The sequence below is a fragment of the Natronorubrum amylolyticum genome, assembly GCF_052040145.1.
Taxonomy (GTDB): Archaea; Halobacteriota; Halobacteria; order Halobacteriales; family Natrialbaceae; genus Natronorubrum.
The window spans coordinates 239,042-251,740 of sequence record NZ_JBPPFW010000003.1 but is presented as its reverse complement, the minus strand read 5'-3'; the positions used below and the strand labels follow the sequence as shown (position 1 = coordinate 251,740).

Below are 12,699 nucleotides of genomic sequence, written 5' to 3'. Positions count from 1 at the left end.
GTCGTGGACTCGAGCCGTCGATCAGCGCTGCAATCGAGCGACGAGTTCGTCGTCCGCGTCGGCGCGCTCGAGGTCGACCAGTCCGTCGGACTCGAGGTCGGAGAGGAGCCCCGTGAGCCACTCGCGGCCGTACTCGCCTTCCGGCGCGTAGTCGACGCGGATTCGGTGACCGAGCGTGTCCAACTCGAGTTCGTCGTACTCCCGGAGGGTTCCGATCACGCGCCCGCGGAACTGCCGACGACTCCCCTCGAAAGCGGGCTGGGTGGGGACGTCGGGCGCGGTGAAGTCGCCGCTCGCGTAGGCGTCACACCACTCGCGCCACGGACAGCCCACCTCGTCGCAGCGGGGGGTCTGCGTACAGGCGACGCCGCCGAGTTCCATGATCGCGTTGTTCCACACCCGCGACTCGCCCTCGGGCATGAGGTCGTTCGCGCCCGCCTCGAAGGCCGAATCGTCGTCCGGAATCGAGAAGGCGCGGTAGGTGACTCGCTTGACGTTCGTATCGACCACGGCGTCGCCGTTGTTGAACGCGAAACTCGCGACGGCGTTTGCGGTGTAGGGCCCGACGCCCATCAGTTCCTGCAGTTCGTCGGGCGTTTCGGGGAACGTGCCGTCGTACTCTGACTCGATCTGAGTGGCCGACTCGTGGAGGTACTTCGCCCGGTTGTTGTAGCCGAGGCTGTGGCTCGTCCAGAAGCCGACCACGTCCGCCCGGTCCGCCGCGGCGAGATCTGCCGTCGTCGGCCAGCGCTCGAGGAACTCCTCCCAGGCGTCGACCACGCGATCCAACTGGGTCTGCTGGCTCATCACCTCGCTGACGAGGATCGCGTAGGGATCGTCCGTCCGCCGCCACGGAAAGTCGCGGTGGTCGCCCTCGTACCACTCGATCAGGGCCGTCTGGATGGCCTCGAGGTCATCGGGCAACGACCAGTCGTCGACCCCGTCCGCGTCGCCGGCACCGTCGCGCTCGCTCATTGGTCGGGCTAGCGACCGGGTCGCCTTACTGGTGGCGGTTCTCGGTCGATCGTATCGATTCAGAGTGGTACGTGTTTCTCCAGGCTGGCTGAACCAGCCGCGGTGGCGCGCGCTGTGACGCGGTGAGCGGAAAGCGAACCGCGGCACAACTTCGTGCGAGGTCTTCGCGAGCCTGTGAGCGAAGGCCTGGAAGACGCAAAGCGTCTTCCTTTGGATGAGTGAGCGACTGGAAGGAGCGAGCGAATCGGTTGGGGAGGACGTGGCACTCATCGTTGCCAGTGTGAGCAGGATGCTCGTCTCCACAACCGTTGCTATCGAACGATCTAAGCACGAAAGCCCTATCCCGCCGGCTCGAGTCCCCACCCGTATGAGCCTCGACGATCTCAACGACGACGTCCAGGAGTCCTACACCGCCTTCGACGACGAACTCAGCGTCTCACTCGACCGGGAGACGACGAACGAACTCGCCCTGCTCGAGGCCGCCCTCGAGCCCGACGAGACGGACGAACTCGTCCGGCGGGCGATCCACATGCTGTTCCAGTCGACAGTCGAAACGGGCAAACTCGACTTCCAGCTCCGCTCGGCCTACGACGTCACCTACGACGAGTACCTTTCGGGGATGACCTTCGAGCAGATGACCGGCGCGGACCAGTACCCGACGATGGACGACGAGCGACGGTACCAGTTCTAGTCGACAGGAAGCCGATTCGGCGGACACCACTGGGCGACCGACACGGAGCACTGTCGAAATGACTTGGTACACTCCACAGTAACAGTAGATAGTAGCGCGGTTTCTTATTCAGTCTCGCACCTGAAACTGAAACAGGCAGTTCGGTACCTACGTGTGCACACGTACCTTTTTCTCGTCGGGTTCGCTCGCATGGCTCGCTCACCGCTCCTCCAAAAATCTACGCTAAAAAGGCCGCTCACTCGCTTCGCTCGTTCGCGGGTGCTGCACTTGTACTCTGACCGCAGCGGTAACGCATTCGCCTGTACTGAACGCGAGTCTTTCGCCCCTCCCTGAATAACGAAACTGAGCTACCAACTACTGGTAAGTACAGGTGAAGGCGTTACCGGAGCAGTCACCCACCTCTCGGATAAGTCCCATAACCGACCTGCTGAATATAGAGGTTGGGTTCAGCAAATCGTCATGCCAGATTTTTAATTTGAACTTCAGCGTGGGTGGCCGGATCAATGTCTGTTATTCTGGAGGATGGCTGTGGCCTCTGCAACTCGCCGGTTTAAATAAGAAAGAGCGGTTCGTATAGAGACCACGGTGACCGTGGAATGTCAAAGTTGAAAGACGTCGATTCATACATAGCTAATGCGGATACGGAAGCCCGTCAAACACTGGAAGAACTCCGCGAGATAATCAAATCAACTGTTCCAGAAGCCGAGGAAGGAATCAGCTACAACGTGCCGTTTTATACGTTCCACGGCACTCACGTTGGAATTAGCGCGGCCAAGAACCACGTTACATTCGGTATTGGTGCCGACGCGCTTCAGAGTGAAGATCGAACGATGCTTGAAGAGAAGGGGTACAAAACCGGAAAAGAAACCATACAAATCAGATACGACCAAGCGGTGCCGACCACAGAGATAACGCAGCTTCTGGAAGAGAAGGCGGAAGAAGCCAAAAAAGCGCAGTAACCGAGACAGTGCTGTTCAAAGGAACAGGGGTCATCGCATCTCGTTATATTGACCAATGTACTACTCTCCAACTTGAATACGGATCGGTGGCTCATTCGCGCTGTGGGTTCAGCAAGGCTCGTTCGACCTGTCCTGAAATTGGTAGAAAGCACGTGCAAGATACAGAGTATTAGTGCAGCACGACAACCCTATTTGTTTCACTCCGAAATTGGTGAACCATCCGCTCACTACACGTGCGGACATACCGTTGAGGATCCTGTCTGTTCCAGATGATTTTGGGCGAGTCGTGCTGAATACAGAGCGCGACCGTCGTACGGGCGTAGTCCATCCAACCGACTCGAAGCGGTCAACTCAGAATATCAGAAACGGTTTTCTATACTCAAGTGTTCTTATATCCTATGGGTTTTTCACTAAACACCAACGAGCGTCCGAGTAACGGAACCGGGTGGCTCGCTCTTTTCTTTTTACTCACATTTGTGTTCTCATGGACGCTGTGGCTCCCGAAGGTCGCCGTGGCGTCGGGAACTGAGACGGGGATGGCGGCGATAGACGACTTGATTGTGGGGGTTACCCAGGTCCCGGAGATCGGGGCGTTTGGCCCTACAGTGGCTGCTGTTCTACTTGTATACCTGCACACTGGTCGGCACGGAGTCACCCGCCTTTTCAAGCGGGCTATTGACCGTTCATTTCCCCGATGGTGGTTCGTACCTGCAGTGGTGCTGTTTCCGGCACTCGCCCTTGGAGCACTGGGTGTAGCCGTTGTCCTGGGAGTTGAACCAACACTTCCGTGGGCGGGTGAAGCGTACGTGCTTCCTATCGCGTTCGTCTACATTCTGCTTCTCGGTGGGCCGATGCAGGAGGAATTCGGCTGGCGGGGGTACGCACTTGATCCGCTGATCGAACGGTTTGGTGCATTAGCCGGAAGTCTCGGACTGGGAATCGTATGGGGCGTCTGGCACTTACCGTGGTTCTACATGCCGTCTATGACGATGTACTATCAGCGCCCGCTTGTGGGCTTCATGGTTACAATAACGCTCCTGTCCGTGGTTATGACGTGGGTGTTCCAGAACACTGGGGGGAGTCTCGCCCCGATGATCTTGCTCCATGCCTCGTTCAACTGGTCGTTATGGGCGTTTCCCGCAATCGAATCCGACATCGGTGGGCAAGCATTTATTTTCATTCTGATTGCTCTGGCACTTCTTATTGTTCTACGGCATGGGATAATGGACTTCTCATCACCTAGATCGGCGGCAACCGGCCCGGCAGCGCGATAATCATCCAGCGAAGTCCTTCGTCCCGACCTCCTGTGATTAGCACGATTCCTATCTGCTGACTTCAGCCTCTATATTCAGCACGCCGCATCTGGCAGGAATCGGAGAGACCACAACTTGCCATGTTACATCGCTCAGCTGTACTCAACGGCAACTACGTGTGCGAACTAAACGGTTAGACTCCAGAACTTGCATTGAGTCAACCAGAAAGTATTCATCAATATCAATATGATAATCCCTGGTGAAGTCTCAAATATACACTGTACTATCTTTACTGGTCGTCCTTCTCTTAGTGGTGAGTATCTTCCAACCGCTGGCGCTTACATACCCCTACGGTGAAACAAGCGAATCATATTCAATCGCCCATGAATCGACAGTGGCTTTTGACCGAACTGCTGAGGCGATGAATATAAGCACAACAGACCCGACTTCCGTAAGCAACCTTTCACCGTATGCCCAACAAACCTTTCAGCAAGTGAAAGACCAACCACAAGTTGGAGTTGGCTGGCAACGAATTGGAGGGGTCGTTGTGTGTAACGATGAACTCCTTTTCTGCGATAAACCTACTGAGCCACCAGAATTCCCTATTGATGCTGAGGATACGGCTGCTGATTCTTTTAATAAATTTAGTGTGATAGAAGACGACGGTGAAGTCTACATCCTTCGACACGGGTTCGGCCTCCGACTAATAAGTGATGCTGCTTTTGCGTCGTTTATTGAATTCCTCGTGAAGTTCGTTTTGTTTGGCTCGTATGCTACATTCCTTTCGTATGCAATAGTGTCTCACAGGAAAACGCATCCACAGACTGTTTTCTCTTTTGCTGGATACGGAGTAGGGCTAATTGTAGTATCATATGCCTATCCGTATGCTGTGATGCTCTATCCATATTCACCAAAGCACATTAGTCTACTCTACCTCACAGCAGCACTTCTCCTCCTGTACAAGGTTGTAGATAAAAGACGTGAACTCAAGCGTGGTAACAGTAGTTAATCGAAGACCGTGCTTGACTGATTTATCTGTATGAAACGCTGTGTGATTCACCTGTACTGACCGTTCGACATTCCGCGTTGATCCCACCTCAGCCCGTGCAACATTCGCGCCCTGTATCCATCACAACTTTTCGAAGAGATGCGCTAATTGATAGGAATCCAAGCAGTCGCTAAGCTCCCATAGTGAGCGTGTATTTCACGCCGAAGAGCATCTAAAATGAGGAGTTCAACAGAGACGTCGCAAAGTATACGGTTGCTGACTACTCACCAGCAAACACAGTCATATATACGCATTGTATTGCCACAGAATACTTCTACCTCGATAATAGGCGAACTTATACGCATCGAGTGCTCCGGTCCGAACATGGCAATCAGTCAGTCCACAACCCACGACTACCGCTGTCCCGAATGTACCGGCTCCCTCCAGTCCCACCACGACTCCCTCGAGTGCGTCGACTGTGGCTACACGCCACGTCACGGGTCGGACTAAACTCGAGTCGACAACAACTCTCGCACGGAGTCACACCGCAGTCCTCGTTTTAGCCACCACGATCCGGCGCGCGCCGCTGTGCGTTATTCGCTCGGTTCCAAACGAAAACCGAATCCAGCTGTCGCTCCGTCTCAAAACGGATCGCAACTAAGGATGAAACCGACCGAAAGGTAGCCGCTCAGTCGTCGATCGGCGCGGCACTCGAGAGCGCTTCGTCGATCTCCGCGTCCTCCATCTTGTCGACTAAGGCGTCGATCACTTCCTCGCGTTTGCCCTTGACGAACTTGATCGAGCCGACGACGAGGTGGCCGCCGCCGGAGACGCCGCCGCCCGGAATTTCTTCCTCGAGCTCCGTCACCATCTGCGGGATGTCGAGTCGAACGCCGTCGGATCGGAGGACGGCAAAGTCGGGACCGTAGCCGACCGTGATCACGGGATCGCCGGTCTCCTCGATCTTGCGGTCGTGGATCTCGCCCGTGGTCTTCCCCGGTGCGGGGTACGTAAAGCGGTGGGCGTAGTTCTCGACGTCGATCCGGTAGAGGTGGGCACCGTTGTCCAGATCCTCGTGCTCGAGGTGGGGCATCGCCGCGTCGAGTTGGACGTCGACGTCGTCGCGAGCGCGGTCCGCGAGGAACGAGACGAGTTCGCGGTGGCGCTCCTCGTCGTTCGAATCGATCTGGAGTAAGTCCTGAATCAGCTGATCACCGGAGTTGTAGCGCAGCCAGAAGGCCGCGTAGTCGAGCGCCTCGCTGAGATCCTGTAGCCGCTCCTCGTCGTAGCCCACCTCGTTGGCGAGTTCGAGGTAGTCGCCCATCGCGTCGGCCTTCGAGCGATCCGAGAGGCCGGCGACGGCGGGGACGTGGCGGAGTTCGTCGGTGATGTCGGGGTCGATCATCCGCGCAAGTTCGACGCAGAGCATCCCCGTCGTGATCCGGTAGTCCTCGTCGTGGAGGTACGGGTTGACGTGGGCGTCGAGGAGATCCTCAACGGCCTCGGGGTCGGGGTGGTGGTGGTCGACGACCGCGATCGGAATGTCGTAGTGGGAAAGCGTCTCGTAGGCCGGGACGTCCTCGGCCGTCGAGCCGTTGTCCAGCATGAGCAGGAGGGGGAGCTGCTGGCCGTGCTTTTCGCGGTCCTCGAGCGCGAAGTTCAGGTCCCGCGTGGCGTCTTCCATCTCGTAGAAGGGGGCCTTCGCGGGGAGGCGCTTGATGAGGTGTCGCGGCGCGTTCTCGTCCTCGTGCACCTCGGCGATGAATCGCTGGAGCGCGATCTGAACCGGTACTGCGGCGCACATCCCGTCGCCGTCGGCGTGGTGACGGACGCGGATCGGACGGCCTTCGAGGACGGTCCGGCGGAGCAGTTTCGCGACCTCCTGGAGGTTCGGTCGAAGCTTCTCGAACGCGGGCCAGTCGATCAGCGGCTCGACGTCGTGGGGTTCGGCGCGCGCTTCGAGGGCCTCCGCGAGTCGCTCGCGGGCGTCCTCGGCGTCTTCGCCCTCGAGTTTCGAGAGGCCGTCGACCTCGATCTGGACCGAGCCCTCGCGGTGTTCGGGGGTGCCGGTGACGCGGACGACGTCGCCGACTTCGACGGTGGGGAAGGCGCGGACGCCGGCTTCTTCGAACGCCGCACACGGGACGACGCCGTACTCGTCGGCGACGTGGAAGATCGTCGGTCCGGCGGTCTGTTTGACCTGGACGACCTCGCCTTCGAGGTGGATCTGGTCGCCGATGGTGGCCTCGAGGCGGTCGGTGCCGGTGAGGCTGTAGTCGTGGGCGACGGCGTCGACCGCGTAGTCGTCGCCGACGTCGGCGGGTTCGAACGCCATATCGCCGTTGTCTCGGACGGCCTCGAGTTCGACGACGAGTTCGTCGCCGACGCCGTAGGTGCCCTCGAGGACGGATTCGTGGACGAGTCCGGAGACGGAGTCAGAGAGATCGACGAAGACGCCGTAGTCGACGATGCCGTTGATTTCGGCGAGGTAAGCCTGGCCGTGTTCGACGTCGTCTGCAGTACACTCGGCAGCGAGATCGTAGACGACGGAATCCCCGTCGTCTGCGCCGGGTTCCCCGGCGGACGCTCGTGTCATCTTGGCCCGTAGTTTGGGACGGTCGCGTATAACCCTTGTCAAGAAGAAGCGACGCTGTCGCCGGAGGCTGTCGGTGAAGACACAGTTCGGCCCGCGAGCGACGATGCCGTTCGGCAGGGTTAGTCCGAGCTCACAGTCGCAGGGTCGTTCGCCGCAGGTCGTCATCACCGCTCGTCTCCATCGACCGTCTCGTGTCCTCGAGACCGACCGTGAGACCGGTGAGAGTGGCTCTGTTGGAACACGTAAAACGTGAGAGGGTTGGTACCCTCTGCGGCCAGTACAGTGTATTGGCGTATCGGTCAATTCGGGGACTCTATTGAGAGGTTCCCTGAAGGCGTTCAGGTAGAACCATCCTCTCAAGGAGCAACACGATTGTATAGCCGATAATACCCCCGAGTACACCGACAGCCATAATGAGTAGTAGGTTTTCAAATATGAGTCCGAGACCGAGTATAACTGGTATAAAGAGCAAAACAATGACCGACGCAACATAGCCAAGAGACTCACGCTGCTTTTCAGAGAATCGGTCGCGGACAGCCCACATAACAGGTCCGAGAAGAACGGCAGTTCCGATGGCGAATGCCACAACCCATCCCCACGGACTCGTATCAGACTCAACGATACGTGCAGAACTGAATAGAACAAGGTATGCATACAATATAATCCACATAATTCGCCTTAGCGGAAGGGACCCTACAGACTTCATACGATAGCATAGATGTTTGCTGAGAAATATGTTTCGGGACAGTCGTTTAAGAATCTGAAAGAGTCCATATGACCAATAATTGAATATCCAGCCGATTAGCGCTCAGTTAGCAGGTGTACTAATCTCTCTATTCAATCAATGGTATATCTGAAAAATAGATTTTGGCAGAGCCGTGAGAGTAGCTATTCGCCCTGTGCGTCGACGGTCGCGACGGCGGCCAGGTTCACGATGTCCGTAACTTCGTCGTCGCGCTGGAGGACGTGGACCGGTTCGCCCATGCCGACGAGCATCGGCCCGATCGCCTCGGCGCCGCCGAGTCGCTGGAGCAGTTTGTAGCAGATGTTCCCCGCCTCGAGATTGGGGAGCACGAGCACGTTCGCTGGCTCGTCGAGGTCGGTGAACTCGTAGCTGCCCTCGAGCAGCTCCTCGACGACGGCGGTGTCGGCCTGCATCTCGCCGTCGACCGGGAAGTCGACGCTCGGATCCTCGCGGAGCCGTTCGGCAGCCCGTCGAGGCTTTCGTGTCCCCTCGTTGTCGACGCTGCCGAAGTCGGAGTACGAGAGGAGTGCGGCGCGCGGCTCGACGTTGAACCGTCGGGCGAGGTCGGCGGTGTGGCGCGTGATCTCGACCAGCACCTCCTCGTCGGGATCCTGATTGACGGTCGTATCCGCGAGGAAGACGACGCGGTTCTTGAACGTGAGCATGTAGACCCCGGCGGCGTAGTCGGTGTCCGGGGCCGTCCCGATCACCTGTAGCGGCGGTCGAAGCGCCGAGGGATAGTGGTTCGTCAGCCCGGTGAGCATCGCGTCGGCGTCGCCCTGATCGACCATCACGGACGCGAAGTAGTTGCTGTCCCGGATCAGGTCCACCGCTTCGGTGCGCGTCACGCCCTTGCGCTGGCGGCGCTCGTAGAGCGCGTCGGTGTACCCTCCGTAGTCGCCCGCGCTCGGATCGACGACCTCGGGCTGGAACTCGAGTCCCAGATTCGCGACGGTCGTCTTGATCTCGTCTTCGTCGCCGATCAGAACCGGCTGGGCGATCTCTCGCTCTTCGATCTGGGCCGCGGCCCGGATGATCTTCTCGTTGCCACCCTCGGCCAGCGCGAGGCGCTTCGGATCGCTCTTGGCCTTGTTGAACACGGTCCGCATCATCTCACGGGACTTGCCGAGACGGGCCTCAAGGCGTTCGACGTACGCCTCGGGGTCGAGCTCCGCTCGCGCGGCGCCGGATTCCATCGCGGCGCGAGCGACGGCGGGGGCTACCTCGAACAGCACCCGGGGATCGAGCGGTTTCGGGATGATGTACTCGGAACCGAACTGCAGTGGTTGCTCGCCGTAGGCCTTGCGGACGGCGTCGGGGACGTCCTTCTTCGCGAGGTCGGCGATGGCCTCCGCGGCCGCGACCTTCATCGCCTCGTTGATCTCGGCCGCGCGGACGTCGAGCGCGCCGCGGAAGATGAACGGAAAGCCGAGGACGTTGTTGACCTGGTTCGGGTAGTCCGAACGGCCGGTCGCCATGATCACGGTGTCGTCGCGGGCGTTCTTCGCCGTCTCGTAGTCGATCTCGGGGTCCGGGTTGGCCATCGCGAACAGGATCGGTTCGTCGGCCATCGACTGCACCATCTCCGCGCTCACGATGCCGCCGACCGAGAGCCCGACGAACACGTCCGCGTCGACCATCGCGTCTTCCAACTCGCCGTCGGGTACGTCGCGAGCGAACTCGCGGCTGTACTCGTCGAGATCGGCCGCCTCCGCTCGAGTAGTCGTCAGAATGCCGTCGATGTCGACCATCGTGATATTCTCCTTTCGGACGCCGAGCGAAACGAAGAATCGAGCGGTCGCGAGCGCCGCCGCTCCCGCGCCCGCGAAGGTAACCGAGAGCTCCTCGAGATCCTTTCCGGCGATTTCGGTGGCGTTCAACAGCGCCGCGCCGGAGATAATAGCGGTCCCGTGCTGGTCGTCGTGAAAGACCGGGACGTCCATGCGCTCTCTGAGTCGTTCCTCGATCCGAAAGCAGTCGGGCGCGCCGATGTCCTCTAAGTTGACCCCGCCGAAGGTCGGCTCCATCGCCGCAACCGACTCGACGAACGCGTCGACGTCGTCGTGATCGAGTTCGATGTCGAAGACGTCGATGTCGGCGAAACGCTTGAACAGGACGCCTTTCCCCTCCATGACGGGTTTCGACGCCTGCGCGCCGATGTCGCCGAGTCCGAGCACCGCGGAGCCGTTCGAGACGACGCCGACGAGGTTCCCCTTGGCCGTGTAGGTGTACGCTTCGTTCTCGTCCGCGTCAATCTCCAGGCACGGCGCGGCCACGCCGGGCGAGTACGCCAGCGAGAGATCGCGCTGGGTACTCGTCGATTTCGTCGTCCGAATTTCGATCTTCCCCGGCGGGTCCTCGCGATGATAGTCGAGTGAGTCTTCGTCTAATGACATATGCCGTGGTACGAACACCCCCCAGAAAAACGCCCCGCTATTCCGCATGAAAGAGTATTCTCACCGGGCGACCAGCAATAACTATCACGGATAATTCACATGGTTGAGCGGACCGACGCTGATCTCTGGATGGGACCGTTGGCCGGGAACTGGGTGTCGGATCGAACGCGGATACAGCGACCCGGAAACGGCCGATCGAAGCGGCAGAGATGGTGATCCGTTACCGGCCGACCGAGACGGGAACTCGAGTCGCGTACCTGATCGGAACGTTTAGCAACCGCAAGCACTCAGGTCGTCACATGGGGTTGTTCGACGCGCTGTTTCGCTCGAGTTCGATTCTCGGTATCGCCGAGGAGACGCTCGAGTTCGCTATCGAGTCCTCCGAGGCCTCCCACCCGAACGAGTACATGGGATTCCTCCGGGGGACCGAGGCGGAGCGACTGGGGCTCGACAGTGATGGACTCGTCATCACGGACATTCTCGTCGTCCCCGGCACCGAGTCCAACAGCGTCAGCGCGACCGTCAAGACGAGCCAGATTCCGAACGACGTGAAGGCGCTGGGCAGCGTTCACTCCCACCCGAACGGCGTGATCAGCCCGAGCGCTGCGGACTTAGAGACGTTCGGTCGGGGCAGCGTCCACATCATCATCGGCGCGCCGTACCGCCGCTCGGACTGGCAGGCCTTCGATTCACAGGGCCAGCGCACCCAGTTGAACGTGATCGACGTGGAGCTTCCCGAAACCGAGGACTTCTTCGACTTTACGCAGGCGGATATCGACGACGAACTCAGACGTTAGTATGATTCTCGAGACGACGCCGACGACGACGACCGTGTTCACGACTACACCCGCGAGGGACCGTTCGGCCACCCGCCGGAGGCAGACATGACGCGGACGGTCATCGCCCAGGGAACGTTCGACATCATCCACCCCGGCCACGTCCACTACCTGGAGGAGGCCGCCGCGATGGGCGACGAACTGTACGTCATCGTCGCGCGCAAGGCGAACGTCGACCACAAGGAGAAGCCGATCTGTCCCGCGACGCAGCGCCGGGACGTCGTCGACGCGCTCGAGGCCGTCGACGAGGCGATCCTCGGCCACGAGGAGGACATCTTCGTCCCGATCGAGGAGATCGACCCCGACGTGATCGCGCTGGGCCACGACCAGCACCACGACGCTGCGGGCATCGAGAGCGAACTCGAGCGCCGCGGGATCGACTGCACCGTCGAGCGCGCGAGCGGGCGTGATCCCGCGGACGACGAGGAGATCCTCTCGACGCGGCTGATCATCGACCGGATCCTCGAGCGACGGGGCTAGCGGCGACGGCCGGTTTCAGCGAGACCGTTCGACAAAAGACTGCTTCTACGATACCCTCGAGCGAGCAGCCCTCACGCACGTCGATAGCCGACGCCTGCCGCGAGCGCGACGAGGACTGCGACCGCAGCCGCGATTCCGAAGCCGGAAAGCGGTTCGTCGCCCGCCCCACCGTCTCCATCCGCCGTTTCGTCGTCCTCGACCGGCTCCGGCGGCGATGCGCCGACGACCTCGGCATCGTCGTCGACGGAGACGCTTCCGTTGTGGGTGAACGACTGGAGCGGCCAGTCGTTGATCAGTTCAGACTCGACGTCCGTGACGTTCACGGGCGACGTCTCCCCGTGGGCGTCGTCGGCGACGGTAAACGTGAGCGTCGCCATCCGATCCTGCCCGGTCGAGCCGCCGTCGGGTGGGTCGCGGTACTGATCGATGAATGCGTACCCCTCCTCGTCGTCGATATCCGTTTCGGCGACGATCTCGGTCTCGTTGTCCTGCTCGAACCAGGGGCCGCGGGTGATCTCCTCGAGCGCCAGCACGTCGCTATCGTACTCGACGCCGAAGGCGACCCGCTCGACGCCGACGCCGCCGTAGCCGCCGTCGCTGGTCATCACGATCGCGACGTGGATCGTCTCGCCCGGCGGTGCCTGCGCGTCTTCCGGCTCGACCTCGAAGATCGTCGCACTATCGCCCGCGCCGGCGGTGCCGGCGAGCCCGGCGACGCCGACGCTGACGCAGAGCGCCACGGCGAGGACGACCGCGAGGAAACGTCTTTCCCGGACCATC

12 protein-coding genes are annotated in these 12,699 nt (G+C 60.1%); 7 read left to right on the top strand and 5 right to left on the bottom strand.

Annotation, left to right across the window (positions count from 1 at the left end; translation table 11 throughout):
- Positions 1-21: 21 nt before the first annotated feature.
- Positions 22-975: an HhH-GPD family protein gene (locus ACSFDB_RS12610; protein ID WP_440771339.1), complete on the bottom strand. Its 954-nt coding sequence runs from the start codon at positions 973-975 to the stop codon at positions 22-24.
- A gap of 367 nt (positions 976-1,342) precedes the next feature.
- On the opposite strand from ACSFDB_RS12610, the gene ACSFDB_RS12605 reads away from it, so the two are divergent.
- The 5 genes from ACSFDB_RS12605 (at position 1,343) to ACSFDB_RS12585 (ending at position 5,376) form a co-directional block, all read left to right on the top strand.
- Positions 1,343-1,666, top strand: coding sequence for a ribbon-helix-helix protein (locus ACSFDB_RS12605; RefSeq protein ID WP_440771338.1), 324 nt, complete (start codon positions 1,343-1,345; stop codon positions 1,664-1,666).
- A gap of 596 nt (positions 1,667-2,262) precedes the next feature.
- Positions 2,263-2,625: an iron chaperone gene (locus ACSFDB_RS12600; protein ID WP_440771337.1), complete on the top strand. Its 363-nt coding sequence runs from the start codon at positions 2,263-2,265 to the stop codon at positions 2,623-2,625.
- A gap of 398 nt (positions 2,626-3,023) precedes the next feature.
- Positions 3,024-3,899 carry a CPBP family intramembrane glutamic endopeptidase gene (locus ACSFDB_RS12595; protein WP_440771336.1) on the top strand — a complete coding sequence of 292 codons (876 nt, stop codon included), beginning with the start codon at positions 3,024-3,026 and terminating at the stop codon, positions 3,897-3,899.
- A gap of 238 nt (positions 3,900-4,137) precedes the next feature.
- Complete coding sequence (locus tag ACSFDB_RS12590) at positions 4,138-4,887, top strand: hypothetical protein (RefSeq protein WP_440771335.1); 750 nt, start codon at positions 4,138-4,140, stop codon at positions 4,885-4,887.
- Positions 4,888-5,250: 363 nt separating this feature from the next.
- Positions 5,251-5,376: a hypothetical protein gene (locus tag ACSFDB_RS12585; RefSeq protein ID WP_440771334.1), complete on the top strand. Its 126-nt coding sequence runs from the start codon at positions 5,251-5,253 to the stop codon at positions 5,374-5,376.
- A gap of 178 nt (positions 5,377-5,554) precedes the next feature.
- Here ACSFDB_RS12585 and han read toward each other — a convergent pair whose 3' ends face one another.
- From han to ACSFDB_RS12570, 3 genes are all read right to left on the bottom strand, one after another.
- Positions 5,555-7,462, bottom strand: coding sequence for a Hef-associated nuclease (gene han / locus ACSFDB_RS12580; RefSeq protein ID WP_440771333.1), 1,908 nt, complete (start codon positions 7,460-7,462; stop codon positions 5,555-5,557).
- Positions 7,463-7,775: 313 nt separating this feature from the next.
- Positions 7,776-8,168: a hypothetical protein gene (locus ACSFDB_RS12575; RefSeq protein WP_440771332.1), complete on the bottom strand. Its 393-nt coding sequence runs from the start codon at positions 8,166-8,168 to the stop codon at positions 7,776-7,778.
- A gap of 182 nt (positions 8,169-8,350) precedes the next feature.
- A complete protein-coding gene (locus ACSFDB_RS12570) occupies positions 8,351-10,603 on the bottom strand; it encodes an NADP-dependent malic enzyme (RefSeq protein ID WP_440771331.1) in 2,253 nt (750 codons plus the stop codon).
- A 299-nt stretch (positions 10,604-10,902) separates the two neighbouring features.
- Between ACSFDB_RS12570 and ACSFDB_RS12565 the strand changes: the two genes are divergently transcribed.
- Both ACSFDB_RS12565 and ACSFDB_RS12560 read left to right on the top strand, forming a co-directional pair.
- Positions 10,903-11,400, top strand: coding sequence for a Mov34/MPN/PAD-1 family protein (locus ACSFDB_RS12565; RefSeq protein WP_090310253.1), 498 nt, complete (start codon positions 10,903-10,905; stop codon positions 11,398-11,400).
- Positions 11,401-11,487: 87 nt separating this feature from the next.
- A complete protein-coding gene (locus ACSFDB_RS12560; protein ID WP_090310255.1) occupies positions 11,488-11,919 on the top strand; it encodes an FAD synthase family protein in 432 nt (143 codons plus the stop codon).
- A gap of 71 nt (positions 11,920-11,990) precedes the next feature.
- Here the strand turns inward: ACSFDB_RS12560 and ACSFDB_RS12555 are convergent, their stop codons facing one another.
- Positions 11,991-12,698 (bottom strand): cohesin domain-containing protein, encoded by a 708-nt coding sequence (locus ACSFDB_RS12555; RefSeq protein WP_440771330.1) that lies wholly within the window; start codon positions 12,696-12,698, stop codon positions 11,991-11,993.
- Position 12,699: the final 1 nt, after the last annotated feature.

Excerpts from the sequence above, each read along its gene's own strand:
- ACSFDB_RS12610 (WP_440771339.1), bottom strand. The coding sequence starts at position 975 with ATGAGCGAGCGCGACGGTGCCGGCGACGCGGACGGGGTCGACGACTGG.
- ACSFDB_RS12605 (WP_440771338.1), top strand. The coding sequence starts at position 1,343 with ATGAGCCTCGACGATCTCAACGACGACGTCCAGGAGTCCTACACCGCC.
- ACSFDB_RS12600 (WP_440771337.1), top strand. The coding sequence starts at position 2,263 with ATGTCAAAGTTGAAAGACGTCGATTCATACATAGCTAATGCGGATACG.
- ACSFDB_RS12595 (WP_440771336.1), top strand. The coding sequence starts at position 3,024 with ATGGGTTTTTCACTAAACACCAACGAGCGTCCGAGTAACGGAACCGGG.
- ACSFDB_RS12585 (WP_440771334.1), top strand. The coding sequence starts at position 5,251 with ATGGCAATCAGTCAGTCCACAACCCACGACTACCGCTGTCCCGAATGT.
- han (WP_440771333.1), bottom strand. The coding sequence starts at position 7,462 with ATGACACGAGCGTCCGCCGGGGAACCCGGCGCAGACGACGGGGATTCC.
- ACSFDB_RS12575 (WP_440771332.1), bottom strand. The coding sequence starts at position 8,168 with ATGAAGTCTGTAGGGTCCCTTCCGCTAAGGCGAATTATGTGGATTATA.
- ACSFDB_RS12570 (WP_440771331.1), bottom strand. The coding sequence starts at position 10,603 with ATGTCATTAGACGAAGACTCACTCGACTATCATCGCGAGGACCCGCCG.
- ACSFDB_RS12565 (WP_090310253.1), top strand. The coding sequence starts at position 10,903 with ATGGGGTTGTTCGACGCGCTGTTTCGCTCGAGTTCGATTCTCGGTATC.
- ACSFDB_RS12560 (WP_090310255.1), top strand. The coding sequence starts at position 11,488 with ATGACGCGGACGGTCATCGCCCAGGGAACGTTCGACATCATCCACCCC.
- ACSFDB_RS12555 (WP_440771330.1), bottom strand. The coding sequence starts at position 12,698 with ATGGTCCGGGAAAGACGTTTCCTCGCGGTCGTCCTCGCCGTGGCGCTC.